The 22195-nt window shown below is 66.5% G+C and carries 22 protein-coding genes; 3 read left to right on the forward strand and 19 right to left on the reverse strand.

Annotated features, from left to right (window positions below; translation table 11 throughout):
• Positions 1–47: 47 nt before the first annotated feature.
• The 5 genes from KPB06_RS04910 to imuA all read right to left on the reverse strand — a co-directional run bounded on the left by KPB06_RS04910 (position 48) and on the right by imuA (position 7495).
• Positions 48–824, reverse strand: a complete 777-nt coding sequence (locus KPB06_RS04910) for a fimbria/pilus periplasmic chaperone (protein WP_275905550.1) — start codon at positions 822–824, stop codon at positions 48–50.
• A gap of 104 nt (positions 825–928) precedes the next feature.
• Positions 929–1477 carry a fimbrial protein gene (locus tag KPB06_RS04915; RefSeq protein WP_060008970.1) on the reverse strand — a complete coding sequence of 183 codons (549 nt, stop codon included), beginning with the start codon at positions 1475–1477 and terminating at the stop codon, positions 929–931.
• Positions 1478–2133: 656 nt separating this feature from the next.
• Positions 2134–5352: an error-prone DNA polymerase gene (locus KPB06_RS04920; RefSeq protein WP_275905549.1), complete on the reverse strand. Its 3219-nt coding sequence runs from the start codon at positions 5350–5352 to the stop codon at positions 2134–2136.
• Between the two features lie 6 nt (positions 5353–5358).
• Positions 5359–6855 carry a Y-family DNA polymerase gene (locus KPB06_RS04925; RefSeq protein ID WP_099316842.1) on the reverse strand — a complete coding sequence of 499 codons (1497 nt, stop codon included), beginning with the start codon at positions 6853–6855 and terminating at the stop codon, positions 5359–5361.
• Positions 6788–7495: a translesion DNA synthesis-associated protein ImuA gene (imuA, locus tag KPB06_RS04930; RefSeq protein ID WP_060966623.1), complete on the reverse strand. Its 708-nt coding sequence runs from the start codon at positions 7493–7495 to the stop codon at positions 6788–6790. Before imuA ends, KPB06_RS04925 begins: the two co-directional genes overlap by 68 nt.
• Positions 7496–7880: 385 nt before the next feature.
• Here imuA and KPB06_RS04935 point away from each other — a divergent pair, with 385 nt between their 5' ends.
• Positions 7881–8189, forward strand: a complete 309-nt coding sequence (locus KPB06_RS04935) for a VF_A0006 family four-cysteine protein (RefSeq protein WP_063892418.1) — start codon at positions 7881–7883, stop codon at positions 8187–8189.
• A 101-nt stretch (positions 8190–8290) separates the two neighbouring features.
• Here KPB06_RS04935 and KPB06_RS04940 read toward each other — a convergent pair whose 3' ends face one another.
• Positions 8291–9106 (reverse strand): MetQ/NlpA family ABC transporter substrate-binding protein, encoded by an 816-nt coding sequence (locus tag KPB06_RS04940; RefSeq protein ID WP_059576148.1) that lies wholly within the window; start codon positions 9104–9106, stop codon positions 8291–8293.
• Between the two features lie 209 nt (positions 9107–9315).
• Positions 9316–10956: a methyl-accepting chemotaxis protein gene (locus tag KPB06_RS04945; RefSeq protein WP_060008930.1), complete on the reverse strand. Its 1641-nt coding sequence runs from the start codon at positions 10954–10956 to the stop codon at positions 9316–9318.
• A gap of 261 nt (positions 10957–11217) precedes the next feature.
• Between KPB06_RS04945 and KPB06_RS04950 the strand changes: the two genes are divergently transcribed.
• Complete coding sequence (locus KPB06_RS04950; RefSeq protein WP_006477740.1) at positions 11218–11508, forward strand: YciI family protein; 291 nt, start codon at positions 11218–11220, stop codon at positions 11506–11508.
• A gap of 139 nt (positions 11509–11647) precedes the next feature.
• Here the strand turns inward: KPB06_RS04950 and KPB06_RS04955 are convergent, their stop codons facing one another.
• From KPB06_RS04955 to KPB06_RS04975, 5 genes are read right to left on the reverse strand one after another with little or no spacing between them, the layout of a single operon-like run.
• Positions 11648–12265: an SCO family protein gene (locus KPB06_RS04955; protein ID WP_059576142.1), complete on the reverse strand. Its 618-nt coding sequence runs from the start codon at positions 12263–12265 to the stop codon at positions 11648–11650.
• A gap of 18 nt (positions 12266–12283) precedes the next feature.
• A complete protein-coding gene (cyoE, locus tag KPB06_RS04960) occupies positions 12284–13186 on the reverse strand; it encodes a heme o synthase (protein WP_059576139.1) in 903 nt (300 codons plus the stop codon).
• An 8-nt stretch (positions 13187–13194) separates the two neighbouring features.
• Positions 13195–14307: a COX15/CtaA family protein gene (locus KPB06_RS04965; RefSeq protein WP_059576136.1), complete on the reverse strand. Its 1113-nt coding sequence runs from the start codon at positions 14305–14307 to the stop codon at positions 13195–13197.
• A gap of 25 nt (positions 14308–14332) precedes the next feature.
• Positions 14333–14959, reverse strand: a complete 627-nt coding sequence (locus KPB06_RS04970) for an SCO family protein (RefSeq protein WP_059576133.1) — start codon at positions 14957–14959, stop codon at positions 14333–14335.
• Between the two features lie 60 nt (positions 14960–15019).
• On the reverse strand, positions 15020–15730 hold the full coding sequence (locus KPB06_RS04975; protein WP_059576168.1) for an SURF1 family protein: 711 nt from the start codon (positions 15728–15730) through the stop codon (positions 15020–15022).
• A gap of 84 nt (positions 15731–15814) precedes the next feature.
• Between KPB06_RS04975 and KPB06_RS04980 the strand changes: the two genes are divergently transcribed.
• The gene (locus tag KPB06_RS04980) at positions 15815–16024 is read left to right on the forward strand and encodes a twin transmembrane helix small protein (RefSeq protein WP_006477735.1); all 210 of its coding nucleotides are present in this window, start codon (positions 15815–15817) and stop codon (positions 16022–16024) included.
• A 184-nt stretch (positions 16025–16208) separates the two neighbouring features.
• Here KPB06_RS04980 and KPB06_RS04985 read toward each other — a convergent pair whose 3' ends face one another.
• The 7 genes from KPB06_RS04985 to KPB06_RS05015 all read right to left on the reverse strand — a co-directional run bounded on the left by KPB06_RS04985 (position 16209) and on the right by KPB06_RS05015 (position 22128).
• Complete coding sequence (locus KPB06_RS04985) at positions 16209–17066, reverse strand: cytochrome c oxidase subunit 3 (RefSeq protein ID WP_006486364.1); 858 nt, start codon at positions 17064–17066, stop codon at positions 16209–16211.
• A gap of 152 nt (positions 17067–17218) precedes the next feature.
• A complete protein-coding gene (locus KPB06_RS04990) occupies positions 17219–17419 on the reverse strand; it encodes a DUF2970 domain-containing protein (protein WP_059576130.1) in 201 nt (66 codons plus the stop codon).
• A 16-nt stretch (positions 17420–17435) separates the two neighbouring features.
• A complete protein-coding gene (locus tag KPB06_RS04995) occupies positions 17436–18047 on the reverse strand; it encodes a cytochrome c oxidase assembly protein (protein WP_034208453.1) in 612 nt (203 codons plus the stop codon).
• A gap of 35 nt (positions 18048–18082) precedes the next feature.
• Complete coding sequence (locus KPB06_RS05000) at positions 18083–18223, reverse strand: cytochrome oxidase small assembly protein (protein WP_006486385.1); 141 nt, start codon at positions 18221–18223, stop codon at positions 18083–18085.
• Between the two features lie 80 nt (positions 18224–18303).
• A complete protein-coding gene (ctaD, locus tag KPB06_RS05005) occupies positions 18304–19911 on the reverse strand; it encodes a cytochrome c oxidase subunit I (RefSeq protein WP_006477731.1) in 1608 nt (535 codons plus the stop codon).
• Between the two features lie 43 nt (positions 19912–19954).
• Entirely contained in the window at positions 19955–21547 is a 1593-nt protein-coding gene (gene coxB, locus KPB06_RS05010) for a cytochrome c oxidase subunit II (RefSeq protein ID WP_059576128.1), read from the reverse strand.
• 56 nt (positions 21548–21603) lie between these two features.
• On the reverse strand, positions 21604–22128 hold the full coding sequence (locus tag KPB06_RS05015) for a DUF2244 domain-containing protein (protein ID WP_059576125.1): 525 nt from the start codon (positions 22126–22128) through the stop codon (positions 21604–21606).
• Between the last annotated feature and the right edge of the window lie 67 nt (positions 22129–22195).

Below are 22195 nucleotides of genomic sequence, written 5' to 3' on the forward strand. Positions count from 1 at the left end.
ATGGAAGGAGCGTGAAACCGCCGTGGCGCGGTATCAGTCGTCCGGCGTCAGTTCGTGGCAGACGTGTTGTCCGGCTTCAACGCCGCATCGCCTTCGACGGAACCGCCCCAGTCGTTCAGCACGCTGTAAAACACTTTCGCGTCCGGCGCCGCAGGAAGGTCGCTCTTCAACGGGAAAACCTTGTTGCTCATCGGGGCCACCATGCCGGCTTCGTTCGTCGGGATGGTCTTGCCGCCGGATCTCGCTTCGATCGCCGAGAACGACACGTAGTACGGTGTCGGATTGCGCGCTTCGAGAAACGGACGGCCGTCCTTGTGCGTCAGCCGCCAGCCAATTTGCCGGGGTGCATCGTTGGCCGAGCCCTTGAGCCCCGCGGGACGGTAGAACAACTTGATCCGGGTGCGGAACGCGAGTTGCAGCTTGTTCGTGTCGGCCTGATCCGCACCGGGCTTGGGCGGCACTTCCAGGACGTTGAGCCAGAACACCGATTCCCTGTCCTGCGGCTGCGGCTCGCCGGTGAACACGACACGCAGCGTCTGGCCCTTGCCGGGATCGATGCGTGCAATCGGCGGCGTGACCGTGAACGGGGCGTCGATCGCCGACGGCGCGGCCTTGATGTCGCCCGTATCGACCCATGACTGCACCAGCGCGGGAGACTTGCCATCGTCGTTCGACAGCTTGATCGTGGCCTCGGCCTCGTTCGCGTCGTATACGAGCCGGGTTCCGCCGACGACAACGGACGCCCGTGCATTCAAGGCGCCTGCGAGCCCCAACACGACGCATCCACCGACGATTAACCGTCTTAAGGATTGCTTAGTTTGCATGACCGTTATCAACTGTTTCAAATTGGTAAATAGCGCGGGAAAGATGAGACAGGAGATACCTGTCTCATCCTTAGAGATCGATAGACGGTGAAACTGCTCCGCGCTTATTCGTAGGCCATCGTGTACATGACCTGCGTGTTCGCCGGACCCGCGCCCGCCGCGCCGGTCGCGTAGTACTGAGCGTAGTACTGCAACGTTGCGCTGCCATCGACGATCGACACCTTCTTGTCGCCCTGCGATGCATCGTCGGCGCCCGCCTTGATCGGGGAATGATCCGCGTTCAGCAGTTGAACCTGGACATTCTGGGCGGCGTCGGCGCCCTGGAGGATCAGGGTGCCGATCTCCTGATTGGTGGTCGGGCCCGACTCGAAGAACGTGTGAACGACGCCCGTCTTCGTCGAGCAGTTGGTCAGTGCGATGGTGAACGGCGTGCGGCCCGACACCTGACCTGCGGCCGACAGCGTGCTGACGGACACCGACGGGAGCGTGACCGTGAAGTCCTTGCCGCCACCGTTGCCGCTAACCGTGCAGGTTTGCGCGGAAATGTTGCCCTTGAACGTGATGGTGCCGTCGGGCGCGGCTTGCGAAACGCCGGGCGCCGCAATCGCGGCGGCGAACGTCGCAATGGCAAGACTTGCGCGGGTAAGCTTCATAAACAGACCTCATTATGTTGATAACGTTAAAAAACGAAGGGGAATATGCACCTGCAAAACAGGCCGCGCGGATGTTTATTGCGATGGCCTGCCGCGCCGCGTATTTCCACGATTATTGTGGCAATTCATTCCTTTCAATTCCATTAGACGGGTACGAAATAATCACCCTCAAATGACAAATTTCATTCACCTTTTTCACACCGACACAAATAGGACAGGTACCAAATACATCAATTCGAATTGAAATTAATATTAGACATTCTGGATATATTGCTATGCTTATTAGTTATTGACTTGATGGCGACCGCAGCCGGCGCGGTCTGACACGCGGGCCGCGTACAGACGGACGCGAGCCGCCGATGCGGGAGAAGGCCAGATGGGCATCGCACGGACATAAGGCGCGCGGCATGACTCGCCAATGGAAATCGCATCCGGCATCCGCGTTCCGCTCAGGAGCGGCGGCCGATTCGTCAGGTAATGCGCGACAGAATGCCGCGCCCCCCCTTATTCCCGCCGAAGTGCGTTTCGACGCAATAAGGAAGCGTAGACAATCGCGCCGAACACGGCGGTGAACTTCATCGGAGTAGAGCCCGTTGAGCCGACTGGTATGGATCGTGCGATGAGCGCCGCGCGAGGGGCGGCCCGCGCCGGAGGAATCAGTGGAATTCGCGGCTCGACGTGCGCAGCCCGCCAAGCAACGGCGTCAGATCCTCGAAATGCTGCGCGACGAGGTGCCGCACGTCGCTCACAACCTGCCACACGCCGGACGCCGCGAGCAGCCGCGAATCGAGCGTTTCGCGGCGCTGCCGCGCGAGCAGTTCGGGCCGGACGATCACGTTCACGCAGCCCGTTTCGTCCTCGAGCGTCATGAACATCACGCCCTTCGCGGTGCCCGGCATCTGCCGTGCGATCACGAGCCCGCACGCGCGCGCGAGCCGGCCGTCGGGACGGTCGCGCAACTCGGCCGCGGACGACAGGCGCTGCGCGCGCAGCGCCGGCCGTAGCAGCGCGACCGGGTGGCGGTTCAGCGTGAGGCCGGTGGTGTGATAGTCGGCGAGGATGTCGTCGGCTTCCGACGGCGCGCCGAGCGCGGGCTGCTCCGCCTCGTCGATTGGCGCGGCGGCCAGCAGGTCGCGCTCCGGCGCCGCGGCGACGGCCTGCCACAACGCATCGCGGCGATGGCCGGCGAGCGTCGCGAGCGCGTTCGCGGCGGCGAGCGCTTCGAGATCGCGGCGTTCGAGCTGCGCGCGGCGGGCGAGGCTGTTCACGGTGTCGAACGGGCCGGCGGCGCGGGCGGCTTCGATGCGCCGCGCGGCGGCTTCGCCAAGGCCGCGCACGAGCGACAGGCCGAGCCGCACGGCCGGTTGGCCATGTGGAGGCGGCTGATCGGGCAGCGCTTCGAGCGACGCCTCCCAGCCGCTTTGCGTGACGTCGATCGGTAGCACCTTCACGCGATGGCGCTTCGCATCCTGCACGAGTTGCGACGGCGGATAGAAGCCCATCGGCTGGCTGTTCAGCAGCGCGGCGAGAAAGATCGCGGGCTCGTGGCATTTGAGCCAGCTGCTCGCGTACGCGAGCTTCGCGAAGCTGGCCGCGTGGCTTTCGGGGAAACCGTATTCGCCGAAGCCCTTGATCTGCTCGAAGATCTGTTCGGCGAATTCGCGCGTGTAGTTGCGTTCGAGCATCCCGCTGATGATCTTGTCCTGATATTTCTCGAGATTGCCCTTGCGCTTCCATGCGGCCATCGCGCGACGCAAGTCATCCGCTTCGCCAGGCGTAAAACCCGCGGCGACGATCGCGATCTGCATGACCTGCTCCTGGAAGATCGGCACACCCAGCGTGCGAACGAGCACTTCCTTGAGCGCGTCGCTCGGATACGTGACCTCGCCCTCCTCTTCGCCGGCCACGATCCTGCGCCGCTTCAGGTACGGATGCACCGCGCCGCCCTGGATCGGGCCGGGCCGCACGATCGATACCTGGACGACGAGATCGTAGTAGTTGCGCGGCTTCAGCCGCGGCAGCATCGACATCTGCGCGCGCGATTCGATCTGGAACACGCCGACCGTATCGGCACGGCAGATCATGTCGTAGGTTTCCTTGTCATCCTGCGGAATGTGTTTCAGCGTGAACGGTTCGCCGTCCGGTTCCGGCGGCCCGCGCCACGCGGTGCGCAGGTCGAACGCGCGATGCAGCGCCGACAGCATGCCGAGCGCGAGCACGTCGACCTTCATCAGCCCGAGCGCCTCGAGATCGTCCTTGTCCCACTGGATCACGCGCCGCCCGTCCATCGCCGCGTTCTCGACCGGCACGAGCCGCGTGAGCTTGCCGCGACTGATCACGAAGCCGCCCGAATGCTGCGACAGGTGACGCGGAAAGTTGAGCAAGCGCCCCGCCAGTTCGGCCCATGCCTTGATCATGGGCGTCGCCGGATCGAGCCCGGTCGACGCGAATTGCTGCAGCAGATCGCGGCTGCCGTCGAACCAGCGATGCCCCTTCGCGACCCGATCGACCAGCATCGGATCGACGCCGAGCGCCTTGCCGGTTTCGCGCAGCACGCCACGCGGGCGATACGTCGAGACGGCGGCCGCGAGCGCGGCGCGGTCGTGCCCGTATTTTTCGTAGATGTGCTGGATCACCTCTTCCCGACGCTGATGCTCGAAGTCGACGTCGATGTCGGGCGGCTCGCCGCGCTTCTCGCTGATGAAGCGCTCGAACAGCATCGTGCTCTGATCGGGATCGACCTCGGTGATGCCGAGGCAATAGCAGACGACCGAATTCGCGGCCGAGCCGCGGCCCTGGCACAGGATATTCTGGCTGCGCGCGTATTTGACGATGTCGTAGACGGTCAGGAAAAACGGTTCGTAACTCAGCTTCGCAATCAGGTCGAGTTCATGGCGGATCAGCTTCTCTACCTTTTCCGGGATGCCGTTCGGATAACGCACGGCCGCGCCCGCCCGGGTTTCCTGTTCCAGATAGCGCGTCGGCGTGAGCCCCTTCGGCACGATCTCGTCGGGATATTCGTAGCGCAGCTTGCCGAGATCGAAATCGCACGCATCGAGCATCGCGCAGGTTTCACCAATCTCTTGCGGCGAAAACAGCTTCGCTATCCGTCCACGCGCACGCAGATGCTGCTCCGCATTCGGCGCGAGCGCATACCCGCACTCGGCCACCGGCATGCCGATGCGAATCGCCGTCATCACGTCCTGCAACGCCTTGCACGAACGCCGGTGCATCGTCACGTCGCCGAGCGCGACGATCCGCACGCCGCGCCGTTTGCCGGCCGCACGAATCTCGTCGCGCTGCGCGCCGTCGAGCGCACGCTGCAACTGCACGAGCCCGAGCCGCGCGCGCTCGCCGAACGTCGCGCGAAACCAGGCGACCTGCGCATCGAGCACGTCCGCCCGCACTGGATACGTCGGCACGAGGATCGCGAAGCAGTCGGGCATCCCGCGCAAGTGGGCAAACTCCGCCGGCGGCGCCGACAGCATCCGCGACGTCAGCGTGTAAGTGCCCTTCGGCGCCGCCATCCGCCGCCATGAGATCAGCTCGGAGAGATTGCCGTACCCGTCGCGGTTCTGCGCGAGCAGCACGAGCCCGAACGCACCGGGGCCCGGATCGTGGCCGGGCGCGACTTCATCCGGCGTGACGTCGAAATACGAACCGACGACGAGCGGCAGCCCTTTCGCCTTCGCGGCGACATGCATGCGCGGCGCGCCGGCGAGCGAACACTCGTCGGTGATCGCGATCCCGCGATAGCCGAGTTCCGCCGCGCGCTCGACCAGTTCTTCCGCATGCGACGCGCCATGCAGGAACGAAAAATTCGAGCGGCAGAACAACTCCGCGTAATCGGGCAGCAAACTGAATTCCGCAACCATCTCCGCTCACCCGAACAACCCGTGCAGAAACCAGCGCGGGGCCGCCTGACTGCTCGTCCGCTCCTTGAATACCCAGTAGCACGCGCCCTCTTCGTCCTGCGCGACGTGGTAATCGCGTGCGATCAACTGCCCGTCGAACCACCCGGCTTCGATTCGCTCGGCCGACGACATCATCCGGAGCGGCGTATGGAATACCGGCCGCTCGCCGCGCATCAGCAGCGGCAACGGTTCGGCCAGCAACCACGCGGGACGCGGCGGCGCAGCGGGCGGACCGGCGGCCGGCTTGCCCGCTTGCGCATCGAGCGGCAGCCAGCGGTTCGCGGCCTCGGGCCGGTAATCGGCGACGGGCGCCGCGCGCAGCACGTTGTCCGCGCCGAGCCGCGCCACCAGCAGTTCGAGCAACCGCTCGCGGGTTTCCCGCGTACCGCCCGGCTCCGGAAAAAGATCGTCGGCCGGCGGCGCGATCGATTCGACGCGCGTGGCCTTCAGCCGCACCGCGATCACCGCGGCCGGCAGCTCGACGCGCGCGAGCCGCTCGCCGAGCAGCCGCATGAAATGCACCTCGTCGCGCACGGGTGCGGCGAACGCGAGCGCGAGCGGCGTCGGCGGCACGGCCTGACGGCCGCGCTCGTGCTCGAGATCGAACGTCATCGCGGCCAGCGACAGTTGCCGCGCGGCCAGCCAGCCGCATAGCTGCACGACGAGCCGCCGCGCGGCGAACAGCACGGCTTCCGCGTATTCGACGCGCTCCGCCAATTCGAGCCGCACGTCGAATACCGGCGGCACCGCCATCCACGCAAGCGGCTCGACCGCTTCACCGTATGCACGATCGAGCACGGCCAGCAGCGCGGGACCGCAGCGCCGCTGCAGCCCCGCGCGCGGCAGGCGGCGCAGATCGGCGAGCGTGCGGCAGCCGAGACCGTCGAACCAGCCCGCATATGGGCGCGCATCGGGCAGCAGCACACAGGGCAGCCGGTCGAGCGTGCGGACGAGCGAGGCCTGGCGCGCGACACGCCGCCGGATGCGGGCGCGGGCCGACGTGCGCGCGAGCAGCCACGCGCCGCGTCCGGTCGGCGCGGCGGACAGGCGCACCGCATAGCCGAGCGCCGCGAGCGTCGCCCGCACCTGGCGGCACAGCGACGGCAGGCCGCCGAACAGGCGCAGGCTCGGGCCGACGTCGACGATCAGCGTGGCTTCGTCGTCGAGCGCGACGCACGGCGAGAAGCGCAGCAACGCGAGCGCGACCGCGCGCAGCGCATCGGCTTCGCGGGCGGGATCGCGTTCGACGAGCTGCGTCGCGGGCGCGAGCGTGAGCACGCCGCCGCGCTTCATGCCCGCACGTACGCCCTGCCGGCGCGCGGCCGCATCGGCGATCAGCACGACCCCCTGCTCGAGCACCGCACAGCCGGCCTCGCTGGCCTCGCCGGCTGCTGCATCAGACGGCGGCGGGACGCACACGTCGAGCGGCAGGCGCGGCAGATGGATGCCGAGCAAGACGCGCATAGCGGCTCTCCACGATGGGTGACGGCAAATCGAGCACGAGCGGCTCGCTGCGCGCGGGCCCGCGACGCTTGACGATGTCGAGCGATACGCCGCCCGGCACCGGATGCAGCGCGACGCGCAGCACGGCCGGCGACGGCTGCCGCGCGACCGACAGCGGACGCAGCATCACGAACAGCGTGTCGCCCGTGCGCGCGGCCGCGAGATGCAGACGCCGCAGCGCATCGGGCCGCGCGTCCTGCCAGAGCAGCAGCGCGCCGCAACAGCCGGTCTTGAGCGCCTGCTCGGCGGCCCACAGCGCATCGGTGCGGCTGCCGGCGCGCAGCCACAGCAGTGCGTCGGCCGGCACGCCGAGACTGGCGAGCGCGGTGGCATGCGGCGCCTGCGGCGGCGCGACGAGCGCGAGCGGCCGCCGCGCGCTGACGGTGCGGGCGAGCGCGGGCGCGAGCAGCCGCATCTCGCCGCAGCCGGGCTGCGCGGCCAGCAGTTCGACGAGACCGCCGACCGGCCAGCCGCCGCCCGGCAACTCGGCGGACAGCGGCGCGAAGCCCGTTTCGACCGTGCGGGGACCGCCGCGCGCGAGCTGCGAGCCGCGCCAGAGGGACGGATGAAGGGATTCGGGAGTAATGGAGGATGCGAGCATGACGCCACCCACAAGTCGGGTAGCGACGACGCATTGCTGCGCCGCCGCCCCCTAAGAACCGTACGTGCGAGTTTCCCCGCATACGGCTCAAGCCTCTATAAGGCGAGTGGGCTACTGCTGGCAGAACAGCAGGTCTTGTCCGGTTGCTATTGGCAAGACAGTTGTGATAGCGACTTTCAGGTCGCACCTGTATGGATATACAGTATATGGCAATGCGTCCGCGTCGCACAGTACTGGTACGAAACCGGTTTTCGTCGGAAGAAACCGGGGAAAAGCCGGCGCGCCCGTCATGACCCGCCGCGCCGGTTCGGGCGCAACGCGCCAGCCGCGTTGATCGCTTTACGTTATGCTGTCCGCCGACCCGATCCACACCATCGGAGGAGACTTGAAACGAACGATTCGTGCAATCGCATGCGCGACGGTCGCGCTGGCACTGCCGGGAGCAGCCTTCGCGCTGACCGACGGCAACGCGCAATACGACGACTGCATGCTCAATGCGCTACGTGAGAGCCGCAACGGCGCCGCCGCGCAGCTGATCCAGCGCTCGTGCGACGCGCTGTACCGCAACAACGCGATGCTGCTGCCGCGCGAACGGCGCTTTCACGAATGCGTCGTGCAGTCGCTGCCGGGTGTGCGCGACAACTACGCAATCCAGCAGATCATGTCGATCTGCTCGCGGCGCGGGGAGATGTGAGCGGGCGCTGACCTCCGGGCGGCCGCCAAGCGGCCGCGCCAATGAAAAAGGCCTGCGCGATGCAGGCCTTTTCGTTCAGCGGTCCACCCGGTGAGCGGCGTTCAGAACGACGCGACCATCGAGCCCTTGAACTGCTTCTTGATGAATTCCTTCACTTCCGGCGACTGGTACGCCTTCACCAGCTTCTTCACCCACGGCTGATCCTTGTCCTTCGCGCGCACGGCGATCAGGTTCGCGTACGGGCTCGTCAGCGCTTCGAGCGCGATCGCGTCCTTGGTCGGCTGCAGGTTCGCGGCCAGTGCGTAGTTCGTGTTGATCACGGCCGCGTCGACGTCCGACAGCACGCGCGGCAGCTGCGCGGCGTCGAGTTCGGAGATCTTCAGCTTCTTCGGGTTCTCGGCGATGTCGAGCACCGTCGCGTTGTTGCCGCCCGTGCCGGCGCCCGCCTTCAGCTTGATCACGCCTTGCGTCTGCAGCAGCAGCAGCGCGCGGTTCTCGTTCGACGGATCGTTCGGCACCGCGAGCTTCGCGCCCTGCGGCAGATCCTTCAGCGACTTGAACTTCTTCGAGTACACGCCGATCGGCGAGATGTAGGTCAGGCCCGCGCTGACGAGCTTGTAGCCGCGCTGCTTCACCTGGCTGTCGAGGTAGGGCTGATGCTGGAAGCTGTTCGCGTCGAGGTCGCCCGAATCGAGCGCCGCGTTCGGCTGCACGTAGTCGTTGAACTCGATGACCTTCACGTTCAGGCCTTCCTTCTCCTTCGCGACCTTCTGCACGACTTGCCACACTTGCGCATCCGGGCCGGCGACCGTGCCGACCTTGATCACCTTGTCTTCGGCGTGCGCGCCTGCCGACAGCGTCAGCGCGGCGCCGGTGGCCAGCACGGAAAATACCTTCAGGAGACTGCGACGCTTCATCTGTTTCTCGCTTTCTTGCTTGACTGAAATGGGGCGCGATACGGGTATGCCCGGACTCGCACGAAGGGGCAAATGGTGTCACAGGATCGGCGCGAAGTGAAATACATCCCGCTCATATGGGTATGCACCAGCGCAGTGCCGGCGACCGCTGCACGACTCGGCCGTTAGTTGCGTTCCTGCCGCGACGCATCCCCCTCACGCGGCATGCGTCACGCCGCCGCCAGTTCGTCGGCCGCCTTCGCACTACCGAATGCCGGTTCGGCCGCCGTGCCACGGGCTCCCTGCGACGACAGGCCGCCGGCATTGCCGACCCGGAACGCGCCGACCGCGTCGCGCAGCCGCGCGGCCTGTTCCTGCAGCGACGCGGCCGCCGCCGCGGCTTCCTCGACCAGCGCCGCGTTCTGCTGCGTCACCTGGTCCATCTGCGTGACCGCGCGGCCGACCTGCGTGATGCCGCTCGCCTGCTCCTCGGACGCGGCCGCGATCTCGCCCATGATGTCGGTCACGCGCGCGACCGCCTGCAGGATCTCGCCCATCGTCGTGCCGGCCTGGCCGACCAGCGCCGAGCCGTTGCGCACGCGCTCGACCGAATCGACGATCAGCGCGCGAATCTCCTTCGCGGCCGTCGCGCTGCGTTGCGCGAGCGAGCGCACCTCGCCCGCGACCACCGCGAAGCCGCGGCCCTGCTCGCCCGCGCGCGCGGCCTCGACCGCGGCGTTCAGCGCGAGGATGTTGGTCTGGAACGCAATGCCCTCGATCACGCCGATGATGTCGGCGATCTTGCGCGAACTGTCGTCGATCTCGCCCATCGTGCCGATCACGCGGTTCACGACGTCGCTGCCCGTGCGCGCGATGTCCGACGCGTTGTTCGCGAGCCCGCTCGCCTGTCGCGCGTTGTCGGCGTTCTGCTTCACCGTCGCGGTCAGTTGCTCCATGCTCGCGGCCGTTTCCTCGAGCGACGCGGCCTGCTCCTCGGTGCGCTGCGACAGGTCGTCGTTGCCGGCCGAGATCTGGCGGCTCGCCGACGCGATCGATTCGGCCGACTGGCGAATCCCGCCGATCGTCGCCTGCAGCCGCGCCTGCATGTCGTGCATCGCGGCCATCATGCTCGTGCGGTCGCCCGCGCGCACCGGCACCGGCTGCGTGAGGTCGCCCCGCGCGATGCGCGCCGCGAGCGCGGCCGCTTCGTCCGGCTCGCCGCCGAGGCTGCCGCGCACGTTGCGGATGATCACCAGCATCGCCGCGCTGATCACGAGGCCGATCACGAACACCACGGCCAGGTGGCCGAGCAGCGTGCGGTAGTAGACGGTGTCGATGTCCTTCAGGAACACGCCGCTCGAGATGTTCCAGTCCCACGGCGCGAACCGCGTGACGTAGCTGATCTTCGGCACGGCCGTCTCGCTGTGCGGCAGCCGCCCGCGATATTCGGCGAACCCGCTGCCGGTCGCCTTCGCCGCGTTCAGGATCGTCACGAACAGCGGCTTGCCGTCCGGATCGAGATAGTCGCCGACCTGCGTGTTGACGAGCTTCGGCAGCGTCGGATGCATCAGCACGACCGGCTTCGAATCCATCACGAACACGTAGCCCGAATCGCCGTAGCGCATCGCGGCGAGGCTCGCGAGCGCGTCGCGCTTCGCGTCGGCCTCGGGCAGCGTGCCGCTCTGCGCGAGCGCGTGATAGGCCTTCACGATGCCCGCCGCCGAGTCGACGAGATTCGCGATGCCGGCCTTGCGTTCGGCGAGCATCGTCGCGCGCGTCTCGTAGGCGCTCCATGCGCCGACGCCCAGAAGACCGATCCATACCAGCGCAAGCGCGAGCCACAGCTTGCGGTTCAAACTCATTCTGCTCATCTGCGTGCCTCTGTCGATGTCGATGCCTCCGGCGCGCGAACGGCCTGCCGCGCGCAAACGGTTGCTCTTTCATTTACGGCAACGAGGCTTACATCTTGAATACGCGCGGCCGCGGCGAACCGGCGTTCGACTGGCAGCGCCACCAGCCGCCCGCCGCCCGCCGCCCGCCACGCGGCTCGCCGGCGCGACAGCCCGCATCCGCTGTGCTAAAAAGACCGGCTGGCCGGTGCGCGGCGCGCCGGCATCATCCCAGGGCCATCCATGTACGTCATCGACATCCACTACACCGCGTCGCTCGAGCGCATCGACGACGCGCTCGAACGCCACCGCGCGTATCTGCAGCCGCAATTCGACAAGGGCATTTTCATCGCGGCGGGGCCGAAAGTGCCGCGCGAAGGCGGCGTGATCCTCGCGGCCCGCATCGATCGCGACGAACTCGACGCGATCCTCGAGACCGACCCGTTCGTCACCGAGGGGCTCGCCACCTATCGCGTGACGGAATTCCGGATCACGCGCGCCGCCTCCGGCTTCAACGTGCCGGCGCTGCCGTAACGCGGCTGCGGCGCGATACGCGCGCATGCCGACGCGCCGCCCGGCGGGAGCGCATGCACACGACGAAGATAGAGGGAAAGCGTGGCGGCGCGAACGGCCGTCACGCAAAACGCCGGGCCGGGCGCCCGGCGGCTGCCGATCAGTCGACCAGCAGCTTAAGATCGTGGACCCACGGGGCCGGGCCCTGGCCGTCGCGCACGAACAGGCGCAGCTTGCCGTCGCGGTCGAACACGTAGCTCGCGGCCGTGTGATCCATCGTGTAGCTGCCGGGCGTCTTGCCGGGCACCTTCGCGTAATACACGCGGAAATCCTTCGTGACCTTCTTCAGCGCCGCTTCGTCGGCCGGCCGCAGGCCGATGAACGACGGATCGAACGCGGGCACGTACTGGCCGAGCAACGCCGGCGTGTCGCGCTCCGGATCGACGGTGACGAACAGCACCTGCACGCGCTTCGCGGCATCGGGCCCGAGCTGCTTCAGCGCTTCGGACAATTCGGCCATCGTGGTCGGGCACACGTCCGGGCAGTGCGTATAGCCGAAGAACATCACGACGGCCTTGCCCTTGAAATCGGCGAGCGTGCGGACCTTGCCGGTCGTATCGGGCAGCGAAAAGTCGCTGCCGAACTGCGTGTTGCCGGTGATGTCGAGATTCTGGAATTTCGGCGCGTTGTCGCATCCGGCAAGCAGCAGCGCTGCCGCGAATGCGCACGCGAGCATCCAGCCTTGGCGCGCGCGGCGCCCGAACCGTGATGGGAGCATTGCGTTCAAACCGTGCGGTTACACGCCGAGCAGCGGGCGTGCATAGTGATCGACGAGCAGCGCGACGAACAGCAGCGACAGATAGACGATCGAGTAGCGGAAGGCCTTGCGGGCGAGTTCGTCCGAATAGTCGCGATGGATCTTCCACGCATACGCGAGGAACACCGCGCCGAGCAGCACCGCGCTCGTCAGGTAGACGGCGCCGCTCATGCCGGAAATGAACGGCATCATCGTGACCGCGAACAGGATCACCGTGTACAGCAGGATGTGCAGCCGCGTGAACTGCTCGCCGTGCGTGACGGGCAGCATCGGCAGCCCGGCGTTCTCGTAATCCTTGCGGCGATAGAGCGCCAGCACCCAGAAATGCGGCGGCGTCCATACGAAGATGATCAGCACGAGGATCCACGCGTCGCCCGGCACCGCGCCGGTGACGGCGGCCCAGCCGAGCGCCGGCGGCATCGCACCCGACGCGCCGCCGATCACGATGTTCTGCGGCGTCATCGGCTTGAGCAGCAGCGTGTAGACCACCGCGTAGCCGACGAACGTCGCGATCGTCAGCCACATCGTCAGCGGATTCGTGAACGTATAGAGCGTCCAGGCGCCGACGCTGCCGAGCACGGCCGAGAACAGCAGGATCTGCGGCGTCGTGATCTCGCCGCGCGCGGACGGACGCCACGCGGTGCGGCGCATCATCGCGTCGATCTTCTGTTCGACGAGGCAGTTGATCGCGAACGCGGCGCCGGCCAGCAGCCAGATGCCGACCGTGCCGCCGATCAGCACATGCCACGGCACCATGCCCGGCGTCGCGAGGAACATGCCGATCACCGCGCAGAACACCGCGAGCTGCGTGACGCGCGGCTTCGTCAGCGCCATGTACTGGGAAAAGCGGCTACCGGGCGATTGGGAGAGGGTGCTTTGCATGGGGGCGGTCACGCCGGGGCGGCGTCGCGCGCAGGCTGCGCGACACGGCCGGGGCGGCTTGAAAGGATGCGAAAGTTTAACATGACGACGAGCAGCAGCAGGATCGCGGCCCCGCCGTTGTGCGCGACGGCGACGGGCAGCGGCCACTGCAGCACGATGTTGGTCAGCCCCGTCACGAACTGCAGCAGGACGACCAGCAGCACGCCGTTCGCGGGCCGCCGCAGCGACTCGAAGCGGCGCATTTTCAGCGCGAACGCAACCAGGTACGCGACCACGACGAACGCGAACGTGCGGTGCGTCCAGTGGATCGCCACCAGCGCGTCCTGCGTGATCGCGTCGCCGTCCTTCGTCATCCCGAGCGCGCGCCACAGGTGGAAGCCGTGCTGGAAGTCCATCGGCGGAATCCACTGGCCGTTGCAGGTCGGGAAGTCGGTGCACGCGAGCACCGCGTAATTGGTGCTCACCCAGCCGCCGAGCGCGATCTGCACGACGAGCAGCACGAGCGCCGCGAGCGCGGCCGCGCGGTAACGCCCGGCCTCCGGGTCATGCGACGGCAGCGGCGTCTGCCGCGCCGCAAGCCAGCCGAGCGTGCCGAGCAGCGTGAGGCCGAGCAGCAGGTGGATCGTGACAATCACCGGCTGCAGCTTCATCGTGACCGTCCATGCGCCGAACGCGCCCTGCACGAGAATCAGCAGCAGCAGGCTCGTCGGCCACCACGGCGACACGTGCAGCGGGCGGCGGCGCAGCCGCGCGGCCCACGCGATCACCACCTGCGCGATGATCAGCACGCCGATCGCCATCGCGAAATAGCGGTGGATCATCTCGATCCACGCCTTCGTCATGCTGACGGGCCCCGTCGGCATCGCCTGATGCGCGGCCGTGATCGCCGCGTGCGCGATGAACGGCGACGACGTGCCGTAGCAGCCGGGCCAGTCGGGGCAGCCGAGGCCCGAATCGGTCAGCCGCGTGAAGCCGCCGAACATCACGAGGTCGAGGGTCAGGAACGTGGTGATCCACACGAGCTTGCGGAACTTGTCGTCGTCGGCCTTCACCCACACGTACGACAGCGGCAGCAGCGCGATGCACAGGCCGATCAGGCCGAGTTGCAGTAGATACGACATCGGAATGGTGCCTCGTTCTCTCGCCTTAACCGATGCTCGACCACTTCAGCAGCTTCGTCACGTCCGACTTGATCTTGCTGGGATTCGGGTCTTTCGGGAAACGCATCATCAGGTTGCCGTTCGGGTCGACCAGGTAGAGGTGGTCGCTGTCCTTCGTGCCGGCGTCGGCGGGCAGCCACGCGGCCACCGCGGCCGGATCGGCGACGAGCCGGCGCGTGTCCGGATACGCGTCCAGCACCTTCTGCGGCACCGCGCCCGCATCGCTGCGCAGCCACACCATCGTGATCCGGTGCCGCTCGCCCGCCTGCGTGACGCGGATCTGCCGCATGAAATAGAGCTTCTTCGCGCACGCGTCGTCGCACGCACTGCGGTCGGTCATCACGAACAGCCAGACGCCGCGCAGCGACGACAGCGGTACCGTCTTGCCGGTTTCGTCGGTCACCTGCAGATCGGCCGGGATCGGGCGCTGCGGCTCGATCAGCGTGCCGTAGTTCGTCGATCCGCCCTTCGGCTTGATCACGTAATAGGTGAAGTACGACGCGATCATCGGCGCGGCGCACACGAGCCCCAGTAGCACGAGCATCCAGCGGCCGCGCTTGCGGGCCGCCTGCGACATCGGCGCGGCGGCCGGACCCTGACGGGAAGATTGCATGGACAAATCAGACCTCTCGAAACGAACCCGCGGCGCCGGCGCCGCGTCCTGGCACGACGCTCACGCGCCGGCCGACTTCTTCGCCGCACGCCGCGCGGCGTACAGGCCGAAGCCGAGCGCGGCGGCCGCCATCGCCCACCACTGAAACATGTAACCGTAATTGCGCTCGACGCCGGTCGTCGCCGCCGGCCAGTCGCGCACGAGCTTGTCGCCGTCGTCGCTCGTCTGCTGGATCACGAACGGCTGCAGCGGCAGCCCGGTTTCCTTCGCATACGCGGCGACGTCGAGGTTCTGCCGGATCTTCTGGTGCGCGGCCGACCCGCCTTCGCCGAGCTCGAACGCGCGCGACGCGTCGGCGCGCGCGATGCCGACGATCTCGACGTCGCCCGCCGGCGTCGCGAACGGCTCGATCGCCGTGCGATCGGCGATGTTGCGCGGCAGCCAGCCGCGATTCACGAGCACGACGCCGCCGCCCGTGAGTTTAAGCGGCATCACGACGTAAAAGCCCGGCTGGTCGTTATACGGCCGATTGTCGAGGAACACCGCCTGCTCGGGCATGAAACGGCCCTTTGCCCGCACGCGATGAAACTCGATCGACGCGAGCGGAACCGGCTGCGCGCCGATGTCGACGGGCGCCGCCCGCTCGTAGCGCGCGATGCTCGCCTGCAGCGCTTCCTTCTGGTGCGCGCGGTCGCGCTGCCAGAAACCGAGACGGACCGTGACGGCGACGACGACGAGGATCAGCAGCGCGGGCAGCCAGCGAATCTTCATCGTGCGGCCCGCCCGGCACATCCGCGAAAACGAAGTGCGATAATTATCCTCTTCCTTTCGAATTGCCGTCGTCCGGTTCGTGTCATGCACATCCTCGTTCCCATCGCCTTCGTCCTCATCATTGCCAGCATGGGCTCGGCGCTCTACTTCATGATGCACGACCGCGGCCACACGAAACGCATGGTCTGGTCGCTCGCCACCCGCGTCGGGCTGTCGGTGTCGCTGTTCCTGCTCATCCTGTTCGCGAACTGGATGGGCTGGATCCATTCGACCGGCCTGCCGATCGGGCGTTGATGCCGTTGCCGCTGTGGCACGCCGTGACCGCTGTGACATTTAGCCGCACGGCCGCGCCACCAAGCAAAAGCGCCGCCTGACTGAGTCGCGGCGGCGCCGGGGCCGTGTCGCTCGCGGCGTCGCCGCCGCGCCCACGACACCAATGAAAACGGCCCGCGCATCGCTGCGCGGGCCGTTTTTCCATTTACAGCCAGTAGACGACGACGTACAGGCCGAGCCAGACGACGTCGACGAAGTGCCAGTACCACGCGGCGCCTTCGAATGCGAAGTGATGATCGGGCTTGAAGTGGCCGCGGATCATCCGCACCAGCACCACCGCGAGCATCGTGCCGCCGAGGAACACGTGGAAGCCATGGAAGCCGGTCAGCAGGAAGAACGTCGAACCGTACACGCCGGAGTTCAGCGTCAGGTTCAGCTCGTTGTACGCGTGGTAGTACTCGAAGCCCTGCAGGAACAGGAAGCAGATCCCGAACACGAGCGTCGCGGCCAGCCATGCGATCGCCTTCTTGCGATGATCGTCGCGCAGCGCGTGGTGCGAGATCGTCAGCGTCACGCCCGACGACAGCAGGAACGCGGTGTTCAGCGTCGGGACCGGCCACGGGCCCATCGTCTTGAAGTGACCGGCGAGCGCGGCGGGGCCTTCGTTCGGCCACACGGCGGAGAAGTCCGGCCAGATCAGCTTGTAGTCGAGGCTGCCGAGCTGGTGCAGCGCGATTTCACGCGCATAGAACAGCGCGCCGAAGAACGCGCCGAAGAACATGACTTCCGAGAAGATGAACCAGCTCATGCTCCAGCGGTACGACTTGTCGACGTTCTTGCCGTAATGACCGCCTTCCGATTCGGCGATCGCGTCGCCGAACCAGTGATACAGCGTGAAGAGCAACCACAGCAGGCCGAGCAGCGCCGTGAACGGCGCCCAGTCGTGACCGTTGATCCACAGCGCTACCGAGCCGAGCATGACCAGCAGGCCGATGGCCGCGCTGATCGGATGCTGCGACGGATGCGGCACGAAATAGTACGGGGTCTGGTTTTGACCGCTCATGCTTGATTCTCCACTTCAGTCCAATTTGTGTACCGGAAACCGCTCCGGCTTTATTTCTTGCGCGGCGAGACCGCCACCGCTCGTTCCTGCACGCCGCGCCGTGGCGCCGCGCACTGCATTCTGTCTGGCCGCTAGCCGTGCACGCCGCGCCCTCAACCCACCACCGCACGCACGATCAGGATCAGCACGCCGATGAACACGCCGGCCGCGATCAACGCGACGATCAGCACGTGCAGCGGATTGAGCTGCGTCGCGTCGGCCTCCAGGTCGCGCCGCTTGCGCACCCCGAAGAACGACCACAGCACCGCTTTCAGCGCCTGACCGAACGTTCCGCTCCGCTTGGCTTCCGTCATCGCCCCGTCTCCTTCGTCATGCGTCCGGCTTCGCCGCACCCTGCGCCGCCGCCGTACTGCGCTGCGCCGGGGCCGGCGTGGCCGGGGTATTCAGCTCGAAGAACGTGTACGACAGCGTGATCGTCTTCACGTCCTTCGGCAATTTCGGGTCGATCACGAACACCACCGGCATCTTGCGCGACTCGTTCGCGGTCAGCGTCTGCTGCGTGAAGCAAAAGCACTCGATCTTCTTGAAGAACTCCGTCGCCTGCTTCGGCGCGTAGCTCGGAATCGCCTGCGCGACGACCGGCCGGCCCTGCCCGTTCGTCACGTCGTACACGATCGTCGTCAGTTCGCCCGGGTGCACGTCGAGGCTGTTGTGCTCCGGCTTGAACCCGAGCGGCCCGCGTGCGTTCGCATCGAACTCGACCGACACCGTGCGGCTGTAGTCGACCTGCGAGTTCTTCACCTCGCGCTCGCTGACATCGCGCTGCACCAGGTTGTTGATGCCGGTGATCTGGCAGATCGCCCGATACATCGGAATCAGCGCGAAGCCGAAACCGAACATCAGCCCGGCCACGACGAAGAGCTTCACCAGCATCGAACGATTGAACGCGCGATCCACGGCGCCCTCTTCCGGCTTCGACATACGACGACTTCCTCGCTACTGCGTCAGTTGCTGCATTAGTGGGTGGACAGCCACCACTGCTTGATCACGACACCCACGAAAAAAACGGCGGCGATGACGAGCAGGGTGAGGCCGAGCCGCTTGTTGCCCGCGCGGATCTGCTCGGGCGTTCGTCTTTCTTGTGGATTCCGGGTCATCTGAAACTTCGCTGAAACCTCAGTTTCGCGCCCGCCGCGCCTGCCTGCGCGGCAGGCAGCGGCGGAGCGCTCGGTAAAACTTATTCGACGTGCGGCGGTTGCTCGAACGTGTGGAACGGAGCCGGGCTCGGCACCGTCCACTCGAGGCCCGTCGCGCCGTCCCACGGCTTGTCCGACGCCTTTTCCAGCTCGCCGCCGCCACGGTAGGCCGGCAGCGCGACCGCGAACAGGAAGTACACCTGCGCGAGGCCGAAGCCGAATGCGCCGATCGTCGCCACCTGGTTGAAGTCCGTGAACTGCGCCGGGTAGTCCGCATAGCGACGCGGCATGCCCGCGAGACCGACGAAGTGCATCGGGAAGAACGTCAGGTTGAAGAAGATCATCGACGCCCAGAAGTGGATCTTGCCGCGCGTCTCGTTGTACATCCAGCCCGTCCACTTCGGCGCCCAGTAGTACCAGCCCGAGAACAGCGCGAACAGCGAGCCGGCCACCAGCACGTAGTGGAAGTGCGCGACCACGAAGTAGGTGCCGTGATACTGGATGTCGAGCGGCGCCATCGCGAGCATCAGGCCCGTCAGGCCGCCGAACGTGAACACGAACAGGAAGCCGATCGCGAACAGCATCGGGGTTTCGAACGTCATCGAGCCGCGCCACATCGTCGCGAGCCAGTTGAACACCTTCACGCCCGTCGGCACCGCGATCAGCATCGTCGCGTACATGAAGAACAACTGGCCGGTGACCGGCATGCCCGTGGCGAACATGTGGTGCGCCCAGACCATGAACGACAGGATCGCGATCGACGCCGTCGCGTACACCATCGAGCTATAGCCGAACAGCGTCTTGCGTGCGAACGCCGGGATCACCTGCGACACGATCCCGAACGCCGGCAGAATCATGATGTACACCTCGGGGTGGCCGAAGAACCAGAAGATGTGCTGGTACATCACCGGGTCGCCGCCGCCTGCCGCGTTGAAGAACGACGTGCCGAAGTGGCGGTCGAACAGCACCATCGTGATCGCGCCCGCCAGAACCGGCATCACGGCGATCAGCAGGTACGCGGTGATCAGCCACGTCCACGCGAACATCGGCATCTTCATCAGCGTCATGCCCGGTGCGCGCATGTTCAGGATCGTCACGACGATGTTGATCCCGCCCATGATCGACGACGCGCCCATGATGTGGACCGCGAAGATCGCGAAGTCCATGCCCGGGCCCATCTGCGTCGACAGCGGCGCGTACAGCGTCCAGCCGGCGGCCGTCGCGCCGCCCGGCGCGAAGAACGAGCCGACCAGCAGCACCGCCGCGACCGGCAGCAGCCAGAAGCTGAAGTTGTTCATCCGCGCGAACGCCATGTCGGATGCGCCGATCTGCAGCGGAATCATCCAGTTCGCGAAGCCGACGAACGCCGGCATGATCGCGCCGAACACCATGATCAGGCCGTGCATCGTCGTGAGTTCGTTGAAGAACTCCGGACGCATGATCTGCAGGCCCGGCTCGAACAGCTCGGCACGGATGCCGAGCGCCATCACGCCGCCCGACAGGAACATGATGAACGAGAACAGCAGGTACAGCGTACCGATGTCCTTGTGGTTGGTGGCGAACAGCCAGCGACGCCAGCCGTGCGGGGCTTCGTGCGCGTGGTCGTCGTGCGCGTGGTCCGCGGCTACGTCGTGCCCGATGCTAGACATGAGAATCTCCTAATGCGAATACGTCGACTAACTCAGCGACACGTCAAGCCGCCGGGCCGATCTCGACACGCCGGGCTTCCTTCGCGTCAGCCCCGCCCGTGATCGTTTCCGGCTTTTTGAGAATGATGTGGTCTTCCGCCACGCCTGCTGCCTTCAGCGCATCGCGCACGGCCTGCGCCCGATGCTTCGCCAGTTCGGCGTTCGCGTCGGCCGAGCCCGTCTTGTCGGTGAAGCCCGACAGCGCGAGCTTCGCGTCCGGATGCGCCTTCGCATAGTCGGCCGCGGCGGCGATCGCCGCTTTCGCGTCGGCCGGCAGCACGCTCTTGCCCGTCTCGAAGTAGATCGTCGACAGCGCGGCCGATGCCGCTGCCGCCGGCTGCTCGGCGCCCGACGCGGCTTGCGCCGGCGCGGAAGCCGCTTCAGCCGGTGCCGCTGCCGCGCCCGCCGTGTCTTCCGGCAGCTTGCCGTTGCGTGCGTCGGCCACTTGCTTCGGCTGCAGCAGGTCGTTCTTGTGGTTGCCCCACGAGTTGCGTTCGTACGTGACGACCGAAGCGATGTCGAGATCCGACAGCGACGCCCACGACGGCATCGCGCCCTTGCCGTGCAGCACGCGCTCGACGTGCGCGGCGATCGGGCCGTTCACGATCGGGCTGCCGTCCATCGCCGGGAATGCGCCGAGGCCCTTGCCGTTCACCTGGTGGCAGGCCGCGCAGTTCGCCTTGTAGACTTCCTCGCCGTGCGCGACGAGTTCGGCCATCGTGTAGACCTTGTTCGGATCGACCGCGGCGCTCGCCAGCTTGGCCTTCTGCGCGGTGACCCACTTCGCGTAATCGTCGTCCGACAGGACTTCGACCACGACCGGCATGTACGCGTGTTCCTTGCCGCACAGCTCGGTACAGAAACCGCGGAACGTGCCGACCTTGTCGGCCTTGAACCACGTGTCGCGCACGAAGCCGGGGATCGCATCCTGCTTCACGCCGAACGCGGGCACGTACCACGAGTGGACGACGTCGTTCGCGGTCGTGATGATGCGGATCTTCTTGTTGACCGGCACGACGAGCGGGTTGTCGACTTCCTGCAGATAGGTGTCGGTGATCGGCTTCTTGCCCATCACTTCGTCGCGCGGGGTGGTCAGCGTCGACAGGAAGCCGATGCCCTCGCCCGGGCCCTTCACGTAGTCGTAGCCCCACTTCCACTGGTAGCCGGTGACCTTGATCGTGAGATCGGCGTTCGTCGTGTCCTTCATCGCGACGACGGCCTTCGTCGCCGGCAGCGCCATCAGCACGACGATGACGAACGGCACGATCGTCCAGATGATCTCGACGGTCGTGCTTTCATGGAAATTGGCGGCCTTGTGGCCCTTGGATTTGCGGTGCGCGAAGATCGAATAGAACATCACGCCGAACACGCCGACGAAGATCACCGTACACAGGATCAGCATCATCGTGTGGAGATCGTAGAGCTCCTCGGCGATCTTCGTGACAGGCGGCTGAAAGTTGATCTCGTTGACACGGGGGCCGCCCGGGCTATCACCGACCGCCAGGGCCGCACCGGCAAAGAGCAATCCGCTGCATGCCAGCACGCCCGCGAGGGCTCGCTTGATTGTTTTCATAGCATCCTTACCCAAAATTTCCATTCAAACCCTCCCCCGTCGCAAGCCGCCGGCCTGTTCCGGCCATTGGCCGCGCCTCGTCAGCCGCAGCGCCTGAGCGACGCACGCAGCTCGTCGGCGAACTGCGCACGCTTGTACTGCGCGAGATGCTGCCCGATCACGACGGTCTGCCCGCGCGACACCAGCCGAATCGGATCGCGTGGCGTCGCACCCGGCTCGACCCGCACCCAGCGCGGGTTGAATTCGATCTGCGTGAGCCGCTCCGCATCCATCCGCTCGATCACGAGCCGGTGCGGAAACAGCCTGATGCGCTCGTAGTCAACCGCATGGCGAGCGTAGATCGCGAATGCGACACCCACCGCCAGCAACTCGATCCCGGTGAAGGGCATGACGAGCCAGGCCCCTCTCCACATCAGCAACGCCGCGATCGCCAGCGAGAAGCCCGCGAGCGACGCGTAAAACAGCACGAACTGGCGCGGCGACACCGAACAGTTGCGTTTCATGAGCCAGTCTTCGAGGACCGGTTCGCTGTCCGCCGTCTCCGCCAAAACGTTCGCTGCTTCCATCGCCGCCTCACGCGAATGGCATGCGATGCATGCCTGCATCGGACTCGCCGGCCCGTATTGCGGGGACCCCGGGACGACAAGCTGACGCATTATAGGCGGGTTCAAT

The sequence above is a fragment of the Burkholderia semiarida genome (assembly GCF_029268935.1).
Lineage (GTDB): Bacteria > Pseudomonadota > Gammaproteobacteria > Burkholderiales > Burkholderiaceae > Burkholderia > Burkholderia semiarida.